The following is a 22,085-nucleotide window of genomic DNA, read 5'->3' as shown; positions in this document are numbered from 1 at the left end:
CTTCGTCAGCGCACCATTCTGCCAGCCCGCCGCGCCGATCGGTATCGACCCCGAACACCGGTGTATACGCGGCCTCTGACGCCGCCTGAACACCGGTGTTTGTAAAGGAGGCGGTTCAGACCGATGCAAGCCACAGTTCGTGGAGACGGGCGTCGTCGGTGAGCTCGGGGTGGAACGCACTGACCATGATCGGCCCCTTGCGACACAAGGCCGGATACTGAGCGCCGTCATCGCCGGTGACCGTGGCCAACACATCGACGTCGGAGCCGACCTCGGTGACCAGAGGGGCGCGGATGAACACCGCCCGAAAGGGCGAGTCGAGGCCCTTTACGTCCAGATCGGCCTCGAAACTGGCGGTCTGGCGTCCGAACCCGTTTCGCTTCACCGACAGCCGCAGCGCACCGAACGAGCGCTGGTCGGGACGCCCGTCGAGCACCTGGTCGGCCAACAAGATCATGCCCGCGCAGGTGCCGAACACCGGCGCACCCGAGGCCACGAATTCTGCGATCGGGTCGAACAGGCCGCTCGACTCGAGCAGCATCGACATGGTGGTCGACTCGCCTCCGGGCAAGATCAGGGCATCAGCACCCTCGAGCTGCGCCGGACGCCGCACATCGACCGCTTCGTGGCCGAGCGATGCAACCATCTGACGATGCTCGCGCGCCGCTCCCTGCAAGCCGAGAACCGCAACTGTCAGCGCCCGACTCGCCGAATTGGGTCTCGTCACCTAGAGACCACCTTCCGCTCCTGTTGGCCTGCGGCCAACGGGCCGCTCGGGCCACGGGCCCGCTGCGAGCCTTCGTCTCGCCGCAGACCCTCTTGGCGGCTCGGTCACCAGCCTCGCTCGTCGAAGCGGGTTTCGAGCTTGCCGATTTCGAGGCCCGGCATGGCGCTGCCCAAACCAGTGCTGACCTTGGCGATGATGGCCGGATCGTCGTAGTGCGTAGTTGCCTCGACGATGGCCTTGGCCCGACGTGCCGGATCGTCGCTCTTGAAGATGCCCGAACCGACGAACACAGCCTCAGCACCCAGCTGCATCACCAGCGACGCATCGGCCGGAGTGGCCAGACCGCCGGCACAGAACAACGGAACCGGCAGCTTGCCGGTCTCGGCGATCTCCTCGATGAGGCCATGAGGCGCCTGAAGCTTCTTGGCCCAGTCGTACAACTCGGCCGAATCGGCCTGCGTGATCTTGCGCATGTCGCCGAGGATCGAGCGCAGATGGCGAACCGCCTCGACCACGTTGCCCGTGCCGGCCTCGCCCTTGGAGCGGATCATGCAGGCACCCTCGGAGATGCGGCGCAGCGCCTCACCCAGATTGGTGGCACCGCACACGAACGGAACCGTGAAGTTCCACTTGTCGACGTGATGGGCCTCGTCGGCGGGGGTCAGAACCTCGGACTCGTCGATGTAGTCGACATCGAGCGACTGCAACACCTGGGCCTCGGCGAAATGGCCGATGCGCACCTTGGCCATCACCGGGATGGTGACCGCCTGCTGAATGCCCTGAATCATCTCGGGGTCGCTCATGCGGGCCACGCCACCGTCGCGGCGGATGTCGGAAGGAACCCGCTCGAGGGCCATGACGGCAACTGCGCCGGCATCCTCGGCGATTTTCGCCTGCTCGGGGTCGACGACGTCCATGATGACGCCACCCTTCAGCATGTCGGCCAGACCCCGCTTGACGCGATAAGTACCCGTTTCGCTCATGCCCGGCACTTTAGCGACATTGGCCCAGGCCACATCACGCCGATTGGCTGTGTTGATACTGCGGGCTCGCGCCCTTCGGGCGCTCACCTCGCAGACTTATCTGCGCCGCTCCTCGCCGACGGCTCGTCGCTACCCCACCCAACCACCCGCCTCGCAAGCCTGCCAGAGCTTTCCTTCAACGTTTAGGTTTCGCTTGAGGTTCACCTACCGTCCCTCAAAGACAGCCATCGTCAATGTGGGTGCGTGCCCCGATACCTGATCCACAGCCACGACACCTACGGCCTCGGCCACTTCCGCCGTTGCGCCCTCATCGCCAATGGACTCACCGCGGCCGATGACGACAACGAGGTGCTGATCGTGACCGGTTCGCCCCGAGCCCAGTCGTTTCGGCTCGGCGACCGGATCGACACGGTGACCCTCCCCTCGGTCACCAAAGACGAGGCCGGCTCGTACCACCCCCGCAAGCTGTCGGGACCCACCTCGCTGCTGGTGTCGCTGCGAGCCGGCCTCGTCGCCGCCGCTGTGGAGGGCTTCGGCCCAGACGTGATCCTGGTGGACCACTCCCCACTGGGAATGGGTGGCGAGCTCACAGATCTGATCGACGGGATGGCTGAAGCTCACGGCCGGCCGAGGCTAGTGCTGGGGCTTCGCGACATAGTCGACGAAGCTGCCAAGGTCTCGGCCGACTGGCATCGCGACGGCGTATGGGAACGGTTGGAGGCCTTCGACCAGGTCCTCGTCTACGGCGATCGGAACATCACCACAACGGCATGCGAGTTGGGACTCGAGCGGCGGCTGTCGACCCCGGTGATCCACACCGGGTATGTCGCGCCGACCATGCCCGAGGCCCACACCGACGAGCCGTTCATCCTGGTGACACCAGGGGGCGGTGGTGACGGTCAGGGACTGCTGCGGTCGGTCCTCGAAGCGATCGGCGACGGAGCGACCCGGGGACTGCGAACCGTCGTGGTAACCGGTCCGCTCCTGTCGTCGAGGCGCCGGGCCGAACTGATGGCCAAGGCCGATCGCCTGCCGTCGGTGGAGCTGATCGAGTTCACCGACTCGATGAGGTCGCTGATCGCTTCGGCTGCAGGGGTGATCTCGATGGCGGGCTACAACACCGTCACCGAAGAACTGGCGGCCAGAGTGCCAGCGCTGCTGGTGCCCCGCTCGTTCCCCAGGCTCGAACAGACCATCAGAGCCCAGCGGCTCGACCCCGCATCAGACCTTCAGCACACCCCGCTCGACCAGCTCGACAGCGCAACGATCGCCCGATTCGTGGACAGCTGCGCCACCGAGTCCGTCGTCCGGCACTCGATCGATCTAGGCGGGGTAGCGACCGCCGCCGGGGCCCTGACTGCCCTGGCACGAACCGGACTGGCTCACGCCGATTCGGCTCGCTGCGAAATCACCCGCCCTGCGGGCACCGATCATCCGACCAACCGAAGGATTCCAAGCAATGTCTGACATCCACGTCGCCTACATATCGAAGCAATACCCGCGGTTGTCCGAGACCTTCATCCTGAACGAGATCCTCGGACTCGAGAACGCCGGAGTGAAGGTGTCGGTGCACTCGCTGCGCCATGCCACAGAAGGCCGGTTTCACCCCGCCGTAGCCGACGTGCAAGCCCATGTCAGCTACCCATCGAACAGTGACAGGTCGGCCGTGTGGGAAACCCTGCGTTGGCTGCCAGGGCTCAGACTCGACCGCCTCGACGACGCCCTGGCGTTCGCTGAACTGCTTCCCGCGGAACGGCGGGCCAAGACCGTTACCGGGGCCATCGAGGTGGCGGCCAGGGCAATCGCAACCGGCGTCGACCACATCCACGCCCACTTCCTCACAGTTGCCGCTCACACGGCTCACATCGTGCACCTGCTGACCGGCATCAGCTACTCGGTGACCGCCCACGCCAAGGACATCTACCGTCACACGGTCGACTGGGAGTTGGCCGCACGCGTCGCCGGCGACGCCGCCGCGGTAGTCACGGTGTGCGATGCCAACCTCGAGTACCTCAGCCATCGGCTGGACGGGTCGGGCGCCAACGTCGTGCGCATATACAACGGGCTGGGGCCTCAGCTTCCGCCCTCGGCACCAGAGGCCCGCACCACAGGACGGCTGCTGGGCGTAGGCCGACTGGTCGAGAAGAAGGGCTTCGACCTCTTGATCGAAGCAGTGGCCCTGCTGGCCGAGCGCCGACCCGAAGTCGAGTGCGTCATCGCAGGTGACGGCGATCAGCGTTCTTCGCTGGAGGCTCTGGCCCAACGCCTTGGTGTCGCAGGACGGGTGCACTTCCTGGGGTCGGTGAACCAGTCGCGGGTTGCCGAGTTGATGCGCGACGCCGCCATGCTGGTGGCCCCCTGCCGCATCGGCGGCGACGGCAACCAAGACGCCCTGCCGACCGTGCTGATAGAAGCGCTGGCCGCCGGGCTGCCCTCGGTGAGCACACCGGTCGCAGGGATTCCAGAGATCATCGACGACGGCGTCGAGGGTCGGGTTGTAGAAGCCGAACTGACGGCCATCGTCGAGGCCATCGACGGGCTGCTGGACGATCCCGACCTTCTGGGGTCGATGTCGCTCGCGGGCCCAGACAAGGTCACCCGACGATTCGACAGGGCGTCGACGATCGGCCAACTGGTGTCGACCTTCGAGATGGCCGTCGCCACTTCTCGTCCAGCGCTGGGGGTTGCGTCGTGAGCCTCACGGTCCTTCAGCTCTGCGCCGACAAGGGCATCGCCCCCGGAGCCACCAAGGGCGCGGCCCAGCACCTGCGAGGAATCGCCGATGGTCTGACAGCCCAGGGTCACCACGTGGTCACCTACACCGCCCGACGCCCCGACGGGCCTTTCCCGGTCGAGGTGCGCGACATCGCAACCCTGACCGACATCGAGGTCGCAGGCGCCGACGTCGTGTACGAGCGTTACTCGCTGGGGCACACCCGCGGCCTCGAGCTTGCACGCCGCGCCGGCGTGATGTTCGTGTTGGAGGTCAACTCCCCGCTGGTCGACGAGGCTTCCGCTCATCGCCCCGACACTGTGCAAGATCACCACGCTGTTGCCGAACGCGAACTGCTGGCCGAAGCCGACCTGGTAGTCGCTGTTTCGAGCGACCTGGCGCGGTGGGTGTCGCTCCACCGCGACGGGCCCACCGAGGTCGTCTCCAATGGATTCGAGCCAACCTGGTTCTCGGGCGACATCACCGCAAAGACACACGACCTGGTCTTCCTGGGCCACCCCAAGCCGTGGCACGGGGCCGACCGCCTGCCGGGCCTGCTCAAGGGACTCGAGTCGTTCGGCCATCACGCATCACTGCTGGTCGTGGGAGGCGGGCCCGGCGCCGATGATCTCGAGCGAGCGGCCAAGGCGGCCGGTCTGGCCGAGCGAGTCACCATCACCGGAGCCATGTCTCCACAGAATGCGTCAGCGATGGTGCGACGAGGCCGAATCGGTCTGGCGCCGTACCCGCCGATAACGCCGTTCTATTTCTGTCCACTGAAGGTCGTCGACTACATGGCGGCGGGTCTGCCCGTCGTCGCGACGGCCCAGGGCGACATTCCCGAGATCGTCGGTTCGGGCGGGCTACTGAGCGACCCGGCCGACGACGATGCGATGGTCGCCGCCATCGCGACGTTGCTGGAAGACCGTCGTCTGGCCGTCGAGTTGGGAGCCAGAGGATGGGCTCGGGCCCATCGGGACATGACGTGGAACCAGGTGGCGCGTCGAACCTTGGAGGCCATCGACAACGTCGTTCACAAGCACTCGATGACGAGCTGTGGAGCAAATCGATGAGAGTCGCCAGCCGACGCCCACTTGGACCCGCGGCCACATCAGACATCAGGACTGCGTTCAAGACCTTCAAGCCGGCGCTTGCCGGCCAGTCTGGGCGGATGGGACTGGCGATCGTGCTGTCGCTGGCCGTCACCGGGCTGGAACTGTTGCGCCCATGGCCGGTTACGTGGGTCATCGATCGGCTGGTAGCAGCCGATGTCGGCGCCGGTGACGCAAGCTCTGTGGCCCTGGCTCCCATAGCCGTGTTCGCGGCGCTCGCCATGCTTGTGCCCACACTCATGGGCCTGGCCAACGAACGCCTCGAACTCGTCGTGGCCAAGGTGAGCCGCAAGGCGACGGTGCGAATCAGAAGCGACGTGTTCGAACACGTGCAGCGGATGGAGCTGGACGAACACCACCGTCACTACTCTGGCGACCTGCTGGTTCGCGTGATGGGTGACGTCAACATGATCCGCGACCTGTTGTTTCCCAGCTGGCTCGGCCTGCTGTCGAGGGGATCGACCCTGATCGGAGGGGCGTAGTGTTCGCCCTCGTCGACTGGCGCCTCTTCCTGGCAGCCCTGGTGCCGCTGCCTCTGCTTTGGGTGACCGTCGAGCAGGGCTCGTCGGCGATCAAGGCCGCAGCCGGCAAGCAGCGCAAGAAGGAGGGGGCCATCGCATCGTCGGCTGCCGAGTCGCTGCGCCAGGTCGGCATCATCAAGGCCTTCGCTGCCGAGGAACTGACCGCCAAGACGTTCCGCGACAACGCCCGCAGCGCTGAACGATCGACGATGGCGGCGACCAAACAGTCGGCCAGGATGTCGAGGCTGACCGAGATCCTCACCGGTGGCGGGGTGGCGCTGGTCTTGATGCTGGGCGCCTCACGGGTGCGGGCCGGGCTGATCTCGCCGGGCGAGCTGCTCGTCGCGATCTCCTATACCCGGATGATGTACAAGCCCCTTCGCAAGCTCACCGGAGAGGGCGCAAGGGTGGCCAAGGCAACCGCCTGTGCGCTGCGCGTAATCGACCTGCTGGACCGCCCTGCTGAAGACCCCCACCGGGGACACGAAGTGTCGTCGCTGGCCGGACATATCGACCTGATCGATCTCCACCACCGCTATCCAGACGGCAGGGGATCGCTCGACGGTCTGTCGGTGCGAATACCGCACGGCTCGTTCACCGCAGTGACGGGCGAGAACGGAACAGGCAAGTCGACGCTGTTGTCGCTGCTGTTGCGCCTGCACAGGCCCACCAAGGGCGAGATCAGGATCGGTGGCATCAGCATCGACGACCTCAGGTTGGAGGACTATCGGCGCCAAATCGCCTTCGTGCCTCAAGAGTTGGCACTGTTCGGCGGAACGGTGCGCGAGAACATCGCCTTCGGGAACCCCGGCGCGACCGACGAGCAGATCATGCAGGCCGCCAAGACCGCACTGTTCGAACCCGTCTTGGCGAGAATGCCCGAGGGTCTCGACACCGTGCTGGACGAGAGCGGCACGTCACTGTCTGGCGGTCAGGCCCGGCGTTTGATGTTGGCCAGAGCGGCGGTGCGCGATGCTTCGGTACTGCTGCTGGACGAACCGCTCAGCGGCCTCGACCCCGAGGCCAGGCAGCTCGTTTGCGAGGCGATTCGCAACATCTCGAGCGGGCGCACCACCCTGGTGGTGCACCATGGCGATCTGGCCGAGCTCCGACCAACCCATCACGTACACCTGACGCACGGGCCGAACGTGCTGGCGGTGGCAGCGTCGTGAACCATCCGCTGGTGGACGAGGCTCTCGAACTGGCTGTGACCGCACTGAGCACAGACGATCAGCACGGCGGCACGGCCGTGCGCCCCACCTACATCCGCCACAAGCCGGGACAAAGCACCGTGATCGCGGTCGAGGTGACCTCGGGCCCCTCGGTCGCTCATGGCTATGTGATGCGCTACGAAGACCCGGCCAGAGCACGGGTCGCATTCGCCAAGGCCGGCACGCGGCGGATGCAAGACACACCATTGGGTGCTGGAGTGCGCATGCTGGGCGGCTCGGCGGTGCTGCGGCTGATGCCCAACGACGCGCGCTTGGGCCGGCTGCGCTGGTACACCGATACACGCAAGATCAAGCGCTCGCTCGCTTCGTTGACCGACGCGGGCGATCTGATCTCGGGCAAGGCGAGCAACGTGACCGTGCTGAGGTACAAGCCCGAGCGGAGGCTGGTGGCCCATGTCGCGGCCACAACCGTTTCAGGCGCCCGACACGACTGGCTGTTGCGCTACACGGCCCGCCCCGGCGCACAGCAGCTGGCCAACATCGCGAAACGGATCGCTGACGCGGGTGTGACCACCCCATCGACGGTCGCCACCCTGGAAGACGACAGGGTGTCGATCGACCAGTTCTTGGCCGGTGTTCAACTGTTCGACCTGCTGGTAGGCGCAGAACAGACCCCATTGTCGCCACCGGTCGACCTGGCTGAGAGGTTGGCCCACCTGCACTCGATCCAATCGCCGACCACGCCAACGGCGAGACACGCCCACGCCGACCTGAACAAGACCTGCGGGGGCCTGCAAGTGCTGTCGAACTGGTCGCACAGCTTTGCTGAACCCGGTCTGCGCCTCGCTCGGGCTCTCGGTCGTAGAGTCCCCGACGACGTGTACTGCCCGACACTCATCCACGGCGACCTACACCTGAAAAACGTCATGGCAACCGCCGACGGTTACGCCTTCGTCGATCTCGAGAGGGCCCAGCCCGGTAGACCCGAGACCGACCTCGGCACACTGGTGGCCCAGAGCATCTCGGCCGCTGTGCGCCCAGGTCGCAGCTCGGCACTGGCCGACTTCTGCGCTGCAACCGTCGATGCGTACTCCGGCCGCCATGCCCTGGACCAACAATCCCTGCGATGGTGGACGTCGGTGGCGCTGGCCGAGCAGGCGCTGCTGACGGCGCGCCACCTAGAACCCGAATGGGAGCAGACGGTTGCCCAGCTGCTCGAACTTGCGATCGATCACGCTGACGCTCCGGCCGCCAGGGTCGGCCGATGAACACCGACCCCACCATTCGCTGGCCTGTCGCCCTGGGCCGCGCCACCGGACCCTGGACGCTGACCGACCGGCGTGGCCGTTGGGGCCGCTTCGACCCCGAGACTTCACAGATCGACGCGGTCGACCCCACGCAAGACCCGACTCTGCCGGCGTTGGCGCCCCTGCTCGAGAGCGGCGCCCGGTTGCTCGGTTACCGGGTGGCCAGACGGGCCGTGGTGACCCACAACGGCTCGTTCGTCAAAGTTCTGAAGCCTTCGAAGGCCAACCGGCTGGTGCTGAGGCACCAGCGCGCGGCCGAGCTGCTCGAGACCGTCGGGGTTCAGGTGGCACGAATCGAAGGGGCAACCCAGGATGGGGCCGTATCGATGGCAGCGGTGCCCGGAGTGTCACTGCACGCCTTGATGCGCGGTTCGGACGAAACGGCGGTGCTGGCCGCGATAGACGAGGTCGGTTCGGCACTGGCCCGGCTCCGAACCGCGACGGCGGTCGGCCTGGCGGCGGCGGCCAGACCCGACGTGTCGGAGGCCGTTGCCATCGTCGGGTGGATCGACCCCGAGCTGGCCACCCGAATGGCCAGCGTGGCAGAGTCGTTACCCACACTTCCCGACGGTGGATTCGACCTCGTTCACAACGACCTGCACGACAAGAACATCCTGCTAGCCGGCCAGGGCAGGGTGGGCCTGATCGACCTGGACGGTGCCGGCGCCGGGCTGGGCGAACACGACGTCGCCAACCTGGGCGTGCACCTGCACTTGAGAGCCCTGCAGGCCGGACTGGCTGCCGGGGCCGGGGACAAGCGTCGACTTCGGTTGTACGCAGCCAGCGGGGTTGGGACCGAGCTGGATTCCCAGCTGGTCGCGGCATGTGAGCGGCACGTTTGGCTGCGGTTGGCCGGGGTGTATCGACTGCGCTCCAGCAGCCGCCCCCTGGTGAATGAGATGCTCGTCAGAGCGTCAGCTCCGGAGGGGCAGGTCGAGGCTCACCTCTGAACCGCCGAGCGAGCTGGGAGACACAGCGAAATCGCCGCCCGCGTCGACGGCCAGCTTGCGAGCGATGTCGAGGCCCAGCCCGGTGGAACCGCCGCCAGATACGCCGCGCTCGATCGAGCTGGAGTCGAACCCCGATCCGCCGTCGGCGACGTAGATACGAACCCGAGCGCCATCGACCACGGCCCCCACCTCGACCGCTGCGCCGTCGGGAGTGTGGCTGAATACGTTCTCGAGCAGCACGTTCAGAGCCGCGGACAGCTCAGACTCGGTCAGCGCGACAAAAGCCGACGAGCCCGGCTCGACCAGTTTCCAAGGTCGCTCGAGGTCTTCGGCCAGAACCTGCCAATAGAGGGCCCGCTCGCGGACAACCGCTGTGGCATCGCAGCGCCGGTCTCGGTCGAGCAGGCCACGCGCCTCGGAGATGATCGCATTGACCTCGCGGGTGACCCCATCGACGTCGTCGCGAAGCTGCCCGGCCAGGGCCACGTCGCCGACTTGATCAACGCGCATCTTCAGCTTGGTCAGCGGCGTTCGGAGGCGATGCGACAACTCGGCGACCAACTCTCGCTCCCGAGCCAACATCGACGACACCTGGTAGCCGAGGTCGTTGAACGCCGTGCCCAGCTCGACCAGCTCGTCTGGGCCCTCAGGCTCGACGCTTGCACCCAGGTCGCCCTCGCCGAGCCGGCGGGCAGCACCGGCCAGCGCCTGGGTGGGGCGCACAACCGAGGCCGCCAAACGATCGGCGACTACAACGGAGATGGCCACAAGGGCCACGCCCACTCCCAGCAGGGCCAGCCAGGCTCGCCACTGGCCTCGGTAGAGCTCCTCGTCAGGGACGAAGACCCTGACCACTGCGGCCATCTCGGCACCGGTGATCACCGCCGCCACCATCTCGACGCCGCCTTCGGTCTCGGCCAGAGATGACGACGCTTCGGTGCGCGCCGACTGAACCGCAGCACTGAGGGCGAACGGCTCGCCGATGAACCAGTCGGTGGGGGTCAGAACCGCCAAGCGCCCTTCGGCCCCGGCCCTGGTCGCACCCACCGCCGACTGCACCTGCTCGCGGGTGGCGCCAGCGGCCAGCACGGGTACCACCGCCGACACCTCCGAGCGGGCCGCGTCGATGGCGCGATCTTCGGCCGTGTGCCTGACCAGGAACCCGAGCGGAACTATGAAGGCGGTGACCACCATCGTCGACACCGCCATGAAAACCAGTATCAGGCGCCGCCTCACGTCTGGTCGCCCGGGTCGACGAGCTTCACACCGACCCCTCTGACGGTGTGGAGGTAGCGGGGGGAGGCAGCGGACTCGCCCAGCTTCCGACGCACCCACGAGAGGTGTACATCGATGGTCTTGTCGGCGCCGCCATATGGCTCGCGCCAAACATGGGCATACAGATCCTCGCGGGTCACCACCGACCCTGCGTTCTCGGCCAGATACGCCAGCAGGTCGAACTCCTTGCGGTTGAACGTCACCTGCTGACCGTCGACCTCAGCAGTTCTGGCCCTGAGATCCATACGTATGCCGCCCACTTCGATGAGGCGCGACTGGCCTGTCATGGTCGCTCGTCGCAGCAGCGCCCGAACCCGGGCCTCGAGCTGAGGGCCAGAGTATGGCTTCACGACGTACTCGTCGGCGCCGGCGTCAAGCAGACGGACGATCTCGTTCTCGTCATCGCGGGCGGTGGCGATGATGACCGGCACCTCAGAAACCGCCCTGAGCATCAGCAACAGGTCGCTTCCGTCTATGTCCGGCAGGCCGAGGTCGAGCACGACCACATCTGGGGCGCTGTCGACAATGCCCTGCAGGGCGGCCATGGCCGAGGACTCGGCCCTGACCACATGACCAGCCGCAGCCAGCGCCCTCACTGCCAATCCTCTGATTTGATGGTCGTCTTCGACCACAAAAACCGATGCCATGGTGCGAAGCTACGAGATCGAACCCCGTCCCGCGTGCCCTTTAGGGTCCATTTAGGGTTCGCTAAACCGGCGCATGAGGATGCACCCTTCACAATGCAGAACATGATCAAATCCGCTGGATTCGCACTTCTGTGGCTCGTCGGCAGCGGCGCCGCCGTGTCCGTGGCATGGGCAGGTGTCTCAATCGTCGATGACGAACTGGGCGATCCGATTCCCACCGCCAACGTCTTGCTGGCCACCTCGGGCCAGACGCCCGGCACTGCCGCAGCTTCGCCCCTGTCGATAACCCCGTCGGGACTCGACGAAGTGGTGGTCGTAACGTCGATCGTGGAAGTCGAAACAGACACTTCGGCTCCCAGCACGACCACCCAACCCGAGTCGGCGACAACCCAGGCCACAACGCCCACCAGCCAGGGCCCAACGCCCACCAGCCAGGGCACGACGTCCACCACCCAGGCCACGACGTCCACGTCGCAGGCGACCACCACAACAACGCCGGCAGCGACAACCCAGGTCACCACGACGACCACGCAGGCCACCACGACCACGCAGGCCGCGCAGGTGCTGACGTTCAACCTGATTGGCGGTTCGACGGCGATATCCGTGTCGCCCAGCCAAGTGACGGTCATGTGGGCGGTCGCCAACCCAGGGTTCACCGCCAAGATCGAGCCCGAATCGCCGGGCGTGAAGGTCGAGTTCCGCTCCGACGACCACCGCTCGAGGGTGGACGCTTGGTGGTCGAACGGCCCCCGCCACAGCATCGACGAAGAGCCCAGGTGATCGCGGGCGATCAGGCCTGGGCATCCAGCACGATGTCATCACGGTCGGACGACGTGATGACCACCCGGTCGAGGGTCGCGGCACCGACCGATGCAGCGCCGGTGAGCCTGGCTGCTCCCGCGGCGGTCGGACCCCATGAGGCCGCCAGGCTCCAACCTCCGTTCTGAGCGACGGTCCACAGCTGGTACTGGTCGCGCCAGGGCAGGTCGCTCAGTTCGAGTTCGATGCTGGTACCCCACGCCTTGTCCTCGATGGCGACGCGTCCGGTCGCATCGGAAACAAAGGCGAGTTCGACCGCGGCCGGCGCAGGGGCATCGGAGGGCCTCGATACCCTCCACGTGGCCAAGCCCAGAACCGCCGCCACCGAACATGCTGCAATCGCCAGCACCCGCCAGCGCTGTGCCGAGCGCAACGCGCCTGCGTACTCAGACCGGGCGCCTGCAATCGCCATATCGGCGATTCGGTCTTGGGCGAACGTTCCAGAGACCGAATCGCTGTCGACCCTGGCCAACAGCCCGGGAAGCGCGGCGAACGCTGCGACATCTGCCCGGCACCCGGCGCAGTCGCCGAGGTGCCGTTCGAACATCGCACGCTCGTCGGGTTCGAGGGCACCGAGTACGTAGGCCCCCGACCACTCGCGAAACTGGTCGTCGGCGCTGTGTCGAGACGTCATCTGACAACTCCTCGCTCTTCCAGGTGGCTTCGCATCGCCTTCAGCGCGTAGTACAGCCTCGACTTCGCCGTACCCGTCGGTATTTGCTGGTTGCTTGCGATCTGTGACGTCGTCAGCCCGCCCAAGTAGGCGTCGAGCACGGCCGATCGATGTTCGGCAGACAGCGACCGCAGAGCGTCGAGCACATGGGATGTCTCGACCAGCCGATCGATTTCGGTGTCTGACCGCGATCCCATGTCGGGTTCGGCCACGGGCACCGAGTGGAGGTGCCGTCGCGACCTGCGATGGTGATCGGCCGCCGCGTTCTTGGCGATGGCGAACAACCACGCACGCTGAGAACCCTGCTGAGGGTCGAAGCGGTCGATCGCTTTCCACGCCTTGACGAGGGTGTCGGCCACAACCTCCTCGGCGTCGCGCTGATCGGCAAAACGGCCCTTGGCCCAGCTCAGCAGTGCCTCTGAATGATCCCTGCTGAGCTGAGTGATGATGCTCTGGGCGCTATCTGTACTCACCTCGTCGTCTCGGGTCTAGCTGCAGGTCGGGTCACGGCACCACGGTGACCATTCCGGTCATTCCCGGGTGGATCGCGCAGAAGAATTCGTAATCGCCGGGCGTGTCGAAGGTGAACTCGAACGTCTCACCAGGGCCCAACGTGCCCGAATCGAAGGCTCCCGTGGTCGAGGTCCAGGTGTGATCGGCCGTGTCGTCGTTGGTGATGGTTACCGTCGTTCCGGCGGTGACGGTGATGGGTCCGCTGAAGCTGAAACCGGCAATGACGATCTCGGCAGACCCAGACTGAGGTTCGGCGGCCGAGCCATCGCCCGCGTCGTCGCCACCGTGCATGTCCAGATCGGCGTCGACTTCGATGTCGACAGGCAGCACGGCCACCGCTCCATCGGAGGTGAGCGCCGGCCCGTCTGTTGTGTCATCGGGTGGGTTGAACTCGTACACGCCGTCGCCGTCCACGTCGATGTGTGCCATCGGGAAGACGGTGCCCGATTCGGTGAGCGGCGAGTCGAGATGGATCTGGACTTCCACCGATTCACCGGCGGGCAGCAGGTCGGAGTGGCCGATGACTGCGCCTGGTGATCCACCCCCGTCGGCGTGGATCACCACATAACCGTCTGCTGGCAGCGTCACCGAGTCGATGACGACGTGTACTCCGTCAGACACCTGGTCCGACACCGACAGTTCGGCCGGCGCCATCGGTGGCCCGTCACCAGCTTGTGAGTCGTCGGCGGTGGCCTGTGTGGTCGTCGGCACATCCGCATCGGCCGTATCTCCGGACTCGGCCGAGTCTCCACATGCCCCCAACAGCAGCACGGCTGCAAAGCCAATGGCCAGGCCCCTGTTCGATACTGACATCGTCCCCTCCAGGTGTCGTGTGCCACTGAATACGCACCACCAACCCGGAACGGTTCAAAAGGCCGGCACAAAAACTCGCCGGCCTTCAGGTGTCAGAGCAGCTCTGCCCTTCCGGGCTCGGCCAACAGAACCCAGGTCGAGCCCGGTGTCAGCAAGATCTCGCTGCCGTCGGCGTCGAGGTACACGGTGGGCGAGGTCACGTTCGATTTCGACCATGTGCCTTCCACGACCAGCCCGTTCATCAAGACCCAGACATCGCCGGAGCCCACCAGCTCGGCTTCGGGCACCTCTGAGCCGGCCGAGTCGACCTGGCCCGAGGCGCGGTACTGAACGAACTGGACGATGACGTTCTCCGGGGCCACCTGCACGCCGTCTGTGTCGACATGGGGCGAATCGTTCTGCTCGCGAACCCAGCCCGAAACCTCGGGCGACCAGGTGTGGGTTGCGGTCGTGCCGCGATAGTTGACCGCCACACCAGACGCCGCCTCGCCGACGGGCTCTGGATCGCCGTCAGCCCTGTAGCTGAAGGCGGCGTGGGAGACATGTCACCCTCGACCGGGGTCAAAGACCAAAGGGCGTCGGTGGACGTGAAGAGGTTGCTGGGGGCCCTTCGGCCCGCTCGACGCTCGTAGGCCGATGGCTGGGCCTCGAACCCCACGTCGCGAATGGCCACGGAGCGGATGAGGTTGGCGAAGGCCTCGTTGGCACCCGACCACGCGAACAGCGGCTGATTGAGCGGTGTCAGCAATGGAACGTCGGTCGAACGCGCCGAACGAACCGGCCCCAGGTCGGGGGCGTCGGTGCTGTGGAACACGGCGAGAAGCCGGGTGAGGCCACCTTCGACACGCTCCTCGTAGACAATGTCGGCCTGGTTGATACCGGCCTGGGGCCTGGCCGCCGAAACGTTGTCGATCTTCACCGCCAACGCCGGGCGCAGGGCGATTGCCTCGTCACCGACCGCCTGACCTGTTAGCGGCAACGATGCAGGCGCAGGCGCTTCGGTGGTGGTGGTCGAGGTCGAAGTCGTGGTGGTTGGCGGTGCCACCGTGGTGGATGTGGTGGTGGCTTGGGTGTCGTCGACGACCACGGTCGTCGAGGACGAATCGTCGCCGCCACCGCCACAGGCAGCGGCGAGGATCACCACGGCCACGGTGGCGACGGCCAGACGGACCGCGAGAAGCGAGCGGGCTGGACGCGCCGACTCAGCGGTGGTGGAGGGGGTGGACATGGAGTACTCCAAGACGAGATGAGGCAGTCGAGCGCCGGGTCTGGCCCGGCGGGCTTCTAGAGCTCGCGCAAGGCGGCGATGCGGGTTTCGGTTGGCGGATGCGTACCCAGCCCTTCACCGGTGCCGACCATCCAGAGATGCTCGACGACGTGTGGGCTGACGGCGGGTTTGGTGCTGGACGCCATGACGCGTTCGTAAGCGGCGACCAGCCCAGGTGGGTACCGGGTGATAGCGGCACCCAACGCATCGTTGCGGAATCTGCGGTCGGGGTCGACGATGCGGCCGACCACCCTGTCGTACTGCGATGCAGCCATCGAAGCCACAGGCGCCAGCAGGGCGGCAGCAACGGTGCGAGGAACGACGTCGGCGGTGCGGATCTGCACCAGGAGCTGGGCGACCACGGCCTCCAGCTCGACCCGATCGAACGCGTCGAGGGCGCCCGTGGTGATGACAAGGGCGGCCCTGTCGCCGGAACGTCCCACCACAAGTGCATTGACCGCGGGGTCCTCTACGGCATAGAGGGCGGGTTCGCGAACCCCGGCCGAGGCGATCAGCCCCTCGACCAGGTTCTCGAGCCGGGCTGCGCCCACATGATCTGGCCCCAGGGTGGAGAGTTCGAAGCCCCGAACAGACTGAACGATTCGGGCTTCGGCGCCGTTGAGGCGCCACAGGACGTAGGCGGCCGGCGCCACAAGTGCGATGATCAAGCCCAGCCACCATGGAAGCAGTAGCACGAGGATTATCGCCAGCACCACGAACGGCACGGCGAACACCGCCATGGCCAGCCGCTGAGAGCGCGAGTAGTTGGCTTTGATGAGTGCAGGATCTGGTCTGTTCACTGCTGAGTCTGGTGTGTTCACGACGGTGTCGAAGTCTACGACCGTCGACGGTGTCGCGTGGCGCACCCCGCGAGGTTCAGATGCCTTCGACTATGGCCTCGCGGTAGATCGCCTCGTAGCGCTCGGCCAGCCGCGCCATCGAGAACGACTCGGCACGCAGCCGGCCCGCATCGACCAGCTGCCGACGCAGCACCTCGTCGGCTAGAACACGCTCGAGGCCCGAGGCCAACGCCTTGGCATCGCCTGGCGCCACCAGCAGGGCCTCGTCGCCGGTTGACACCACGTTGCGATATCCGGGTAGGTCGCTGGCGACGACCGCCGTGCCTGCGGCCATGCCCTCGAGCAACACGATGCCGAACGATTCACCGCGTAGCGACGGAACGCAGAAAACGTCGGCACCGCGCAGCCGGTTGAGCTTCTCGGCCTCGTCGACGGCGCCGAGCCATTCGACGCGACCGTCGCCTTCGGTACGGCGTTTGAGATCGTCGGTGTCGGGCCCCGACCCGGCAACCCACAGACGTACGTCTGCAGGCAGGTACTGCATGGCCTCGATCAGCACGGCCAGGCCCTTTCGGGGCTCGTGCCTGCCCAAGAACAAGATGGTGGGACCGTCCTTGTCGTGGGCAGGCCCCCGAGCAAAGCGGTCGACCTCGATTCCGTTCCAAAGGATCTGGTACTCGCCCCCGAGAGCCTCAGATGCCATCTCGCGTGCGTCGGCCGAAACGACCACCCGACGTTTGACGCGGTTGGCCAGAACCTTGACGCCAGGCACCTGGTAGGCCAGCGATCCCCCGGCCGCATGCCATGTACCCACCACAGGCACGGTGTTGAGGATCAGCACTGCCTGGCACGGACCGGGCACTATGGGCTCGTGCAGGTGCACCACGTCGAACTGTTCGTCGCGCAGCACACGGATGGTTCGCAATATGCAGGCGACATCGGGTGCGATCGGGGCCACAGACCCATTGGCGTCGGTTGGTATCGATGCACCCAACGGCGTGATGCCCGGTTCCGGTGGCGGCCCATCGCACGGGGCCAGCACCCTGACCTGGTGCCCGCGGGCCGAAAGGGCCCGCGCCAGACCCAGAACCTGGTTCTGCACCCCTCCCCACACGGTGAGGCTGTATGGGCAGACGATGCCGACCCGCAGAGGTCCTGAAGACAGGCGCTCCAGGTCGGCAGGTGTAGGTGGAGCGGGCTTCAGCCGGCGCCGCATGGCCCATCGTTCGAACATGGCTGGCCCAACACTAGGCCCGCATGCGCCGATGCGGTACCGCTGCCACACTGGACCCATGCGCGTCACCTCGTTGTTCCTTGCCGATCACGCTCAGGCGGTGAACGGCAAGCTCTATGTGACGGGTGGCGCCTGGGACACCATCAACGCCAGGGCGTTCCCGGTCACCCATCCACATCTGTCCGTGTGCCTGGCCCTCGAGGTCGGCTGGGAAGACCACAACCGCGAAGTCAGGGTCGAGGTCAAGTTGCTCGACGCCGACGGTCGCTCGCTGCTGCCAGGGCCGGTGGGCGGTGTCACAACCGCACGCAGAGGGCCCGACGCCGAGCCGGGCGACACCACTCCTCTGTTGTTGGTGTTCAACCTGCTGGGGCTGCGCTTCGACCGCCCGGGCGACAACACGGTCAGCGTCGAGATCGACGGCGTGCCCAGCGGTCACGTGAGGTTGAAGGTGCGCCAGCGCGGCGCACACCCTCAGCCGCCCGCGCCTTGATCGCTGGGCCAGTTCGGCTGCAACAGATGCCATTGCTCGGGCGCCTGGCGGATCAGGAACTCGAGTTCGTGAGCCAGGGCCTGGGTGCCCGCCGATACGTCGTCGCGAAACGATCCGCGACGCTGCAGCGGCAGCGGAGGCCGCACCAAACCCAGATGCCCACCGCCCGGTCTGAAGTAAACCCCAACGGGTAGAACCGGCGCAGACTTTCTGAGACCCAGCATTGCGGGCCCCGCCGGCAGGCGGGTGCGCTCGCCGAAGAAGTCGACCTCGACACCGCCGCCCATGACGTCGCGGTCGCTCAGCAAGCAGACCACCTCGTTGCGGCCCAACGCCGCGGCTACCGCGGTGCCCGCACCCGAGTCGGCGACCACCACGTTCATGCCGAACTCGCTGCGCAGCCCTGTGAACCATTCGAACAGCTCGGGCGGCTCGAGCGCCTCAACGACAACGGTCACCGGTAGCCGCTTCACAGCGGTCAGCCAGAATCCCGCCCACTCCCATCCGCCCAGGTGGGGCAGGGCCAAGATGACGCCATTGCCTCGCTCGAGGGCGTCCGAGACGTGATGGAAGTGTGGAACCTCGATGCCGGCGTCGAGCTCGGCGGGGGTCTTGTCGGGCAGCCGGAACGACTCGACGTAATACCTGGCGTAGCTCTCGAACCCGCGAGCCACCGCTCGGGTCAGGGCCTCACCATCGAGCCCCGGCTGAGCCCGGCGAAGGTGCCTGCCCAGCATGTGGGCCTGCGAAGACATCGAGCGAGCCAGTGCAGGGCCCAGCCACCTGGGAAGGTTCTGGGCGATGCCCGAGGGCAACGCCTTGGCCACCGCCGAAGCGCCTCGGTACGCGCCGACGGTCAGTTTGGCCGAGGCGGCTGGCATGCGAAATCTTGGCGGCGGCGGGTCAGTTGCGGCTGTTGCGGCGGCGGTTGACGGCAGCGCGGCGCTGATCGCGTGCCCTGCGCCTGGTGCGCCACACGTCGCGCTCGCGTGGGGCCGGTGCGGGGCGGTCCTTGCTGGCCTGCTTCCACACCTTCTGGAACCGGAAGATCGCGGTGCCGATAGTGCCTACCAGCAACACCCAAAGAACCGGGATCAGCAGCCCCTCGAACAACAGGCCCACCGCGAGCACGATGATGCGCTCGGCACGCTCCATCAGGCCGCCCTTGGCCTCATAACCCAGCGACTCGGCCTTGGCGCGCTGATAGCTGATGAGCGAGGACGAGGCCATGACGGCGAAGGGCAGCACGGCGATGCGACCCGCGCCCGGCTGGCTGGCGAGGTACCAGGCGATGCCGCCGAGCAGCATTGCGTCGGTGACACGGTCTGCGGTCGAGTCGAAGAAGGCACCCCGCTTGCTGGAGGTGCCGGCCGCCTTGCTGACCGGACCATCGAGCAGGTCGGGGATGGCGGTCGCGACCAACAGCACCAGGCCCAGCTGCAGATAGCCCATTCCGACCACGACAGCCATCGCGGCCGACATCAACAGGCCGAGCACCGTGAGCATGTCTGCGGTGACGCCCGCTCGGTGCAGGTTGCGGCCCATCGGCCGCACTACCTGATCGACGCCTTGGCGCCAGTTTCCGTCGAACATGTGGTTCTCCTCGGGAGATCAACAATCAAATCTATTGGCCGCAGGCCCCGATGTCACTGATCGTGGTCGGTGGCGAACGACGACCAGTCTTCGGGGTTCTCTTCGACCAACTGGTCGATGACCCGGCCGTCGTAGGCATCTATCAGCACCAGCCCGCGCTGGTCGGGCGGGTCCTCGGCCGAGTACACCAGCACCCGCCAAGTCGGGCGGCTGCGAAAACCGCGCCACCCCATCTGGGCCGACGCGTGCCCCACCGGAAAGCCCACGGCACGGGTGGCAATCACCAGCGCATCGTTCTCGTCGCGCTTCATCGGCACCGCGGTGATGATGTGCAGGATGCCGATCACGCCGAGGCCGATGGCACCGACGACAAACCCCCGGTTGACCAGCACCGCGTCATCACCGGCTATCAGGGCTATCGCCAACGCCGCAGCCGCCAACAGCAAGTACAAGACGCCGGGCACCCGTCGCCGCTTGTTGTCGGGGAATTGGTATGGCCCGACAAAGCCGCGGTCGAGATCCTCGGGCAGCTCGTCGCGCAACTCACCCAGGTCGGGCTGCTCGTCTGGCTCTTGGTCGTCGGCGGTCATCGGGGCGAAACCCTAGCGCCGTCGCGAGCGCATCCGGATGAACATCGCCTCCAGCGGATCATCGAGGCCAGACGTCGCGTATGCGAGCCGCCGATGCCTCCAGGTCTTCGGGGATGACGCGAGTGCCCGCCACAGTGGTGGTGAAGCTGGTGTCGCCGAACCACCTCGGCAACACGTGGGCGTGCAGATGATCGGGCAGCCCCGCACCCGCCGCTCGCCCCTCGTTGATTCCCATGTTGATGCCGTCGGGTTGGTAGGCCCGCCGCAGCGCCGTGGTGGCGTCGGTGACCAGTTGCCAGAACTCGGCGCGCTCGTCGTCATCGAGGGCCTCCACCCTGTCGACGTGACGGCGGGGCAGCACCAACACGTGTCCGTTGTTGTAGGGAAACGCGTTCATGACCACCACTGCCAAGCCGCCCTGATGCACGTGCCTGGTGGGTACCTCTGATGCCGAGGCGATCACCTGGCACATCACGCACTGCGGGGCGTGGGCTTCGATGGCGGCAGGCTCGTCTGCCATCGCTGGGGGGCCAACTCCCGAGACCATGTACGCGGCTCGCCATCCTGCCCACAGCCGTTCGAGGTTGTCGCTCACGCGACAAGCCTAGTTTCGCCGCCTGAAGCGCCGGTTCAGGGCGACACCAGGCTGCCGATTTCGACCCCGAACAAGTCGTGAACGGTCTGAGCCAAGATGACGTCGCTGTTGCCCACGACCAATCGAGCGCCGCCCACCCGGTCGAACAGGTCGAACGGGGCATCGGGACCAAACGTGGCCGCCAACTGCGCCATGGTCTGCGCTGCTTGGTCGTACACGCGAGCGATCTGAGACGCCGTGCCGGTTCGGAACAGGTGCAGGTCTGGAAACTCGACCGCGTCACCCGCGGTTCCGAGCGGGCGGCCTTGGGTGACCCAGTCGGCCAGGCCTTCGTGCATCCAGAGGGGTGTCATCGGGCCCGAGTCGCGCACCGAGGCCACGTGTGCCAACTCGTGCACCAAGACCTCGACCTGGCGCTCTGTGCTGCGCCTGGAGAGGTTCGACTCCTGAGCCACGATCCGGGGAGCCACCACGTTCCAGCCCTGCGCCGACCCTTCTGCAACCGCCTCTATTGCGCCGAGCTCGATATCGAGGGTGGTGAAGGCCACGAACTTCGAAGCGTCGATGGTCGGGTGCAGCAAAGCCTCGACCTCGGCCAGGTCGCGCGGAACCATCATCGCCACCTTGCCCGTCCAGGGCCGAGGCCAACTCTGGTCGAACCGGTCGATCGCCTGCTCCAACAGTGTCGCCAACTGCTCGAGCCGCGCTCGCGAACCCGAGCCGACCACCACCGCTCGCTGCGAGCGAACGACGTCGACGGCAGCCAGCTCCCAGAGCTCGCGTTCGCCGTATATGCCGATGGTCACGAGCGAATCGTCGGCCTGCACCCGCCAACTGCCATTCTCGTTGACGAACGTCAGGTACAGCTGGCCCAGGTGGTCTGTGGAGTCCACCCCCGCGATGCGGTGGCGCCGGTCGACGGCCAGTACGGGCCCGGGCGATCCGGGCGGAGACAGGTCGACCACGGGTGTGGAAAGGCTCTCGGAGTAGCTCTCGAGACCGACGGCCGCGGCCCCGGCAATCGTCAGAGCGTCGCGGTCGGCCAAGGTCTGGTTGGCGGTCGAAGTGCGCGTCGACGCCATGGCCTCGACATCGCCGACGATGACCGCCTCGCTGCGAGCGGCGAGCAAAGCGTCGATGGCAGCGAGGTCGGCCTCGGACAGCCCAGTAGGCAACCCGGTCGACTGGCCTGACCGGCTGTGGGACACGACGGTGTCGGCCCCTGCCGGGTGAGGGGCGACCCACGACGCCGCAAACACCACAATGGCGGTCACCACCGTCCGAACGT

At 66.5% G+C, this 22,085-nt stretch carries 25 protein-coding genes; 10 read left to right on the top strand and 15 right to left on the bottom strand.

From position 1 onward, the window contains the following. Nucleotides 1-115: 115 nt before the first annotated feature. Entirely contained in the window at nucleotides 116-727 is a 612-nt protein-coding gene (gene pdxT / locus R2770_22100; protein ID MEZ5283160.1) for a pyridoxal 5'-phosphate synthase glutaminase subunit PdxT, read from the bottom strand. A gap of 104 nt (nucleotides 728-831) precedes the next feature. Beyond that, nucleotides 832-1,710 carry a pyridoxal 5'-phosphate synthase lyase subunit PdxS gene (pdxS, locus tag R2770_22095; GenBank protein ID MEZ5283159.1) on the bottom strand — a complete coding sequence of 293 codons (879 nt, stop codon included), beginning with the start codon at nucleotides 1,708-1,710 and terminating at the stop codon, nucleotides 832-834. 243 nt (nucleotides 1,711-1,953) lie between these two features. Between pdxS and R2770_22090 the strand changes: the two genes are divergently transcribed. From R2770_22090 to R2770_22060, 7 genes are read left to right on the top strand one after another with little or no spacing between them, the layout of a single operon-like run. Continuing rightward, nucleotides 1,954-3,177: a glycosyltransferase gene (locus R2770_22090; protein MEZ5283158.1), complete on the top strand. Its 1,224-nt coding sequence runs from the start codon at nucleotides 1,954-1,956 to the stop codon at nucleotides 3,175-3,177. After that, entirely contained in the window at nucleotides 3,170-4,405 is a 1,236-nt protein-coding gene (locus R2770_22085) for a glycosyltransferase (GenBank protein MEZ5283157.1), read from the top strand. The genes R2770_22090 and R2770_22085 overlap by 8 nt, the downstream gene beginning before the upstream one ends. Next, complete coding sequence (locus tag R2770_22080; GenBank protein ID MEZ5283156.1) at nucleotides 4,402-5,496, top strand: glycosyltransferase family 4 protein; 1,095 nt, start codon at nucleotides 4,402-4,404, stop codon at nucleotides 5,494-5,496. The genes R2770_22085 and R2770_22080 overlap by 4 nt, the downstream gene beginning before the upstream one ends. Further along, on the top strand, nucleotides 5,493-6,017 hold the full coding sequence (locus R2770_22075) for an ABC transporter transmembrane domain-containing protein (GenBank protein ID MEZ5283155.1): 525 nt from the start codon (nucleotides 5,493-5,495) through the stop codon (nucleotides 6,015-6,017). Before R2770_22080 ends, R2770_22075 begins: the two co-directional genes overlap by 4 nt. Then, nucleotides 6,017-7,228 (top strand): ABC transporter ATP-binding protein, encoded by a 1,212-nt coding sequence (locus R2770_22070; protein MEZ5283154.1) that lies wholly within the window; start codon nucleotides 6,017-6,019, stop codon nucleotides 7,226-7,228. The genes R2770_22075 and R2770_22070 overlap by 1 nt, the downstream gene beginning before the upstream one ends. Next, nucleotides 7,225-8,496 (top strand): aminoglycoside phosphotransferase family protein, encoded by a 1,272-nt coding sequence (locus R2770_22065; protein MEZ5283153.1) that lies wholly within the window; start codon nucleotides 7,225-7,227, stop codon nucleotides 8,494-8,496. Before R2770_22070 ends, R2770_22065 begins: the two co-directional genes overlap by 4 nt. Next, nucleotides 8,493-9,485: a phosphotransferase gene (locus R2770_22060; GenBank protein MEZ5283152.1), complete on the top strand. Its 993-nt coding sequence runs from the start codon at nucleotides 8,493-8,495 to the stop codon at nucleotides 9,483-9,485. The genes R2770_22065 and R2770_22060 overlap by 4 nt, the downstream gene beginning before the upstream one ends. Here the strand turns inward: R2770_22060 and R2770_22055 are convergent. Then, entirely contained in the window at nucleotides 9,450-10,694 is a 1,245-nt protein-coding gene (locus R2770_22055; GenBank protein ID MEZ5283151.1) for a HAMP domain-containing sensor histidine kinase, read from the bottom strand. The genes R2770_22060 and R2770_22055 overlap by 36 nt on opposite strands. A gap of 23 nt (nucleotides 10,695-10,717) precedes the next feature. Then, nucleotides 10,718-11,407 carry a response regulator transcription factor gene (locus tag R2770_22050; GenBank protein MEZ5283150.1) on the bottom strand — a complete coding sequence of 230 codons (690 nt, stop codon included), beginning with the start codon at nucleotides 11,405-11,407 and terminating at the stop codon, nucleotides 10,718-10,720. A 102-nt stretch (nucleotides 11,408-11,509) separates the two neighbouring features. On the opposite strand from R2770_22050, the gene R2770_22045 reads away from it, so the two are divergent. Beyond that, nucleotides 11,510-12,187, top strand: a complete 678-nt coding sequence (locus tag R2770_22045; GenBank protein ID MEZ5283149.1) for a hypothetical protein — start codon at nucleotides 11,510-11,512, stop codon at nucleotides 12,185-12,187. 10 nt (nucleotides 12,188-12,197) lie between these two features. On the opposite strand, the gene R2770_22040 is transcribed toward R2770_22045, so the two are convergent. The 4 genes from R2770_22040 to R2770_22025 all read right to left on the bottom strand — a co-directional run bounded on the left by R2770_22040 (nucleotide 12,198) and on the right by R2770_22025 (nucleotide 14,698). Then, on the bottom strand, nucleotides 12,198-12,860 hold the full coding sequence (locus R2770_22040) for a zf-HC2 domain-containing protein (GenBank protein ID MEZ5283148.1): 663 nt from the start codon (nucleotides 12,858-12,860) through the stop codon (nucleotides 12,198-12,200). Further along, a complete protein-coding gene (locus tag R2770_22035; protein MEZ5283147.1) occupies nucleotides 12,857-13,372 on the bottom strand; it encodes a sigma-70 family RNA polymerase sigma factor in 516 nt (171 codons plus the stop codon). The genes R2770_22040 and R2770_22035 overlap by 4 nt, the downstream gene beginning before the upstream one ends. A 31-nt stretch (nucleotides 13,373-13,403) precedes the next feature. Then, on the bottom strand, nucleotides 13,404-14,225 hold the full coding sequence (locus R2770_22030) for a cupredoxin domain-containing protein (GenBank protein ID MEZ5283146.1): 822 nt from the start codon (nucleotides 14,223-14,225) through the stop codon (nucleotides 13,404-13,406). A gap of 92 nt (nucleotides 14,226-14,317) precedes the next feature. Beyond that, entirely contained in the window at nucleotides 14,318-14,698 is a 381-nt protein-coding gene (locus R2770_22025) for a DUF3048 C-terminal domain-containing protein (protein MEZ5283145.1), read from the bottom strand. A gap of 528 nt (nucleotides 14,699-15,226) precedes the next feature. Here R2770_22025 and R2770_22020 point away from each other — a divergent pair. Continuing rightward, nucleotides 15,227-15,475, top strand: coding sequence for a hypothetical protein (locus R2770_22020; protein MEZ5283144.1), 249 nt, complete (start codon nucleotides 15,227-15,229; stop codon nucleotides 15,473-15,475). Nucleotides 15,476-15,509: 34 nt separating this feature from the next. Here the strand turns inward: R2770_22020 and R2770_22015 are convergent, their stop codons facing one another. Beyond that, the gene (locus R2770_22015) at nucleotides 15,510-16,292 is read right to left on the bottom strand and encodes a M48 family metalloprotease (GenBank protein MEZ5283143.1); all 783 of its coding nucleotides are present in this window, start codon (nucleotides 16,290-16,292) and stop codon (nucleotides 15,510-15,512) included. A 76-nt stretch (nucleotides 16,293-16,368) separates the two neighbouring features. Then, complete coding sequence (locus R2770_22010) at nucleotides 16,369-17,526, bottom strand: glycosyltransferase family 4 protein (GenBank protein ID MEZ5283142.1); 1,158 nt, start codon at nucleotides 17,524-17,526, stop codon at nucleotides 16,369-16,371. Nucleotides 17,527-17,584: 58 nt separating this feature from the next. Between R2770_22010 and R2770_22005 the strand changes: the two genes are divergently transcribed. Continuing rightward, complete coding sequence (locus R2770_22005; GenBank protein MEZ5283141.1) at nucleotides 17,585-18,019, top strand: hypothetical protein; 435 nt, start codon at nucleotides 17,585-17,587, stop codon at nucleotides 18,017-18,019. Here R2770_22005 and R2770_22000 read toward each other — a convergent pair. Genes R2770_22000 through R2770_21980 form a run of 5 tightly spaced genes read right to left on the bottom strand, consistent with a single transcriptional unit; the run spans nucleotide 18,001 to nucleotide 22,074 of the window. Continuing rightward, the gene (locus R2770_22000) at nucleotides 18,001-18,900 is read right to left on the bottom strand and encodes a phosphatidylinositol mannoside acyltransferase (protein ID MEZ5283140.1); all 900 of its coding nucleotides are present in this window, start codon (nucleotides 18,898-18,900) and stop codon (nucleotides 18,001-18,003) included. The two genes, R2770_22005 and R2770_22000, sit on opposite strands and share 19 nt — an antisense overlap. 22 nt (nucleotides 18,901-18,922) lie before the next feature. After that, on the bottom strand, nucleotides 18,923-19,612 hold the full coding sequence (locus R2770_21995; protein ID MEZ5283139.1) for a CDP-alcohol phosphatidyltransferase family protein: 690 nt from the start codon (nucleotides 19,610-19,612) through the stop codon (nucleotides 18,923-18,925). Between the two features lie 53 nt (nucleotides 19,613-19,665). Then, nucleotides 19,666-20,202: a hypothetical protein gene (locus tag R2770_21990; GenBank protein MEZ5283138.1), complete on the bottom strand. Its 537-nt coding sequence runs from the start codon at nucleotides 20,200-20,202 to the stop codon at nucleotides 19,666-19,668. Between the two features lie 58 nt (nucleotides 20,203-20,260). Beyond that, nucleotides 20,261-20,797, bottom strand: a complete 537-nt coding sequence (locus R2770_21985) for an HIT domain-containing protein (protein ID MEZ5283137.1) — start codon at nucleotides 20,795-20,797, stop codon at nucleotides 20,261-20,263. Nucleotides 20,798-20,832: 35 nt separating this feature from the next. Next, nucleotides 20,833-22,074 carry a hypothetical protein gene (locus R2770_21980; GenBank protein ID MEZ5283136.1) on the bottom strand — a complete coding sequence of 414 codons (1,242 nt, stop codon included), beginning with the start codon at nucleotides 22,072-22,074 and terminating at the stop codon, nucleotides 20,833-20,835. Nucleotides 22,075-22,085 lie beyond the last annotated feature (11 nt).

Source organism: Acidimicrobiales bacterium, assembly GCA_041394185.1.
Classification (GTDB): Bacteria; Actinomycetota; Acidimicrobiia; order Acidimicrobiales; family Poriferisodalaceae; genus JAAETH01.
Note: the sequence above shows the minus strand (reverse complement) of the source record. Positions and strands in the feature narration are given on the sequence as shown.

Excerpts from the sequence above, each read along its gene's own strand:
- R2770_22010 (MEZ5283142.1), bottom strand. The coding sequence starts at position 17,526 with ATGTTCGAACGATGGGCCATGCGGCGCCGGCTGAAGCCCGCTCCACCT.
- R2770_22000 (MEZ5283140.1), bottom strand. The coding sequence starts at position 18,900 with ATGCCAGCCGCCTCGGCCAAACTGACCGTCGGCGCGTACCGAGGCGCT.
- R2770_22045 (MEZ5283149.1), top strand. The coding sequence starts at position 11,510 with ATGATCAAATCCGCTGGATTCGCACTTCTGTGGCTCGTCGGCAGCGGC.
- R2770_22075 (MEZ5283155.1), top strand. The coding sequence starts at position 5,493 with ATGAGAGTCGCCAGCCGACGCCCACTTGGACCCGCGGCCACATCAGAC.
- R2770_22030 (MEZ5283146.1), bottom strand. The coding sequence starts at position 14,225 with ATGTCAGTATCGAACAGGGGCCTGGCCATTGGCTTTGCAGCCGTGCTG.
- R2770_22005 (MEZ5283141.1), top strand. The coding sequence starts at position 17,585 with ATGCGCGTCACCTCGTTGTTCCTTGCCGATCACGCTCAGGCGGTGAAC.
- R2770_22085 (MEZ5283157.1), top strand. The coding sequence starts at position 3,170 with ATGTCTGACATCCACGTCGCCTACATATCGAAGCAATACCCGCGGTTG.
- R2770_22040 (MEZ5283148.1), bottom strand. The coding sequence starts at position 12,860 with ATGACGTCTCGACACAGCGCCGACGACCAGTTTCGCGAGTGGTCGGGG.
- R2770_21995 (MEZ5283139.1), bottom strand. The coding sequence starts at position 19,612 with ATGTTCGACGGAAACTGGCGCCAAGGCGTCGATCAGGTAGTGCGGCCG.
- R2770_21990 (MEZ5283138.1), bottom strand. The coding sequence starts at position 20,202 with ATGACCGCCGACGACCAAGAGCCAGACGAGCAGCCCGACCTGGGTGAG.
- R2770_22060 (MEZ5283152.1), top strand. The coding sequence starts at position 8,493 with ATGAACACCGACCCCACCATTCGCTGGCCTGTCGCCCTGGGCCGCGCC.
- R2770_22050 (MEZ5283150.1), bottom strand. The coding sequence starts at position 11,407 with ATGGCATCGGTTTTTGTGGTCGAAGACGACCATCAAATCAGAGGATTG.
- R2770_22055 (MEZ5283151.1), bottom strand. The coding sequence starts at position 10,694 with ATGGCGGTGTCGACGATGGTGGTCACCGCCTTCATAGTTCCGCTCGGG.
- pdxS (MEZ5283159.1), bottom strand. The coding sequence starts at position 1,710 with ATGAGCGAAACGGGTACTTATCGCGTCAAGCGGGGTCTGGCCGACATG.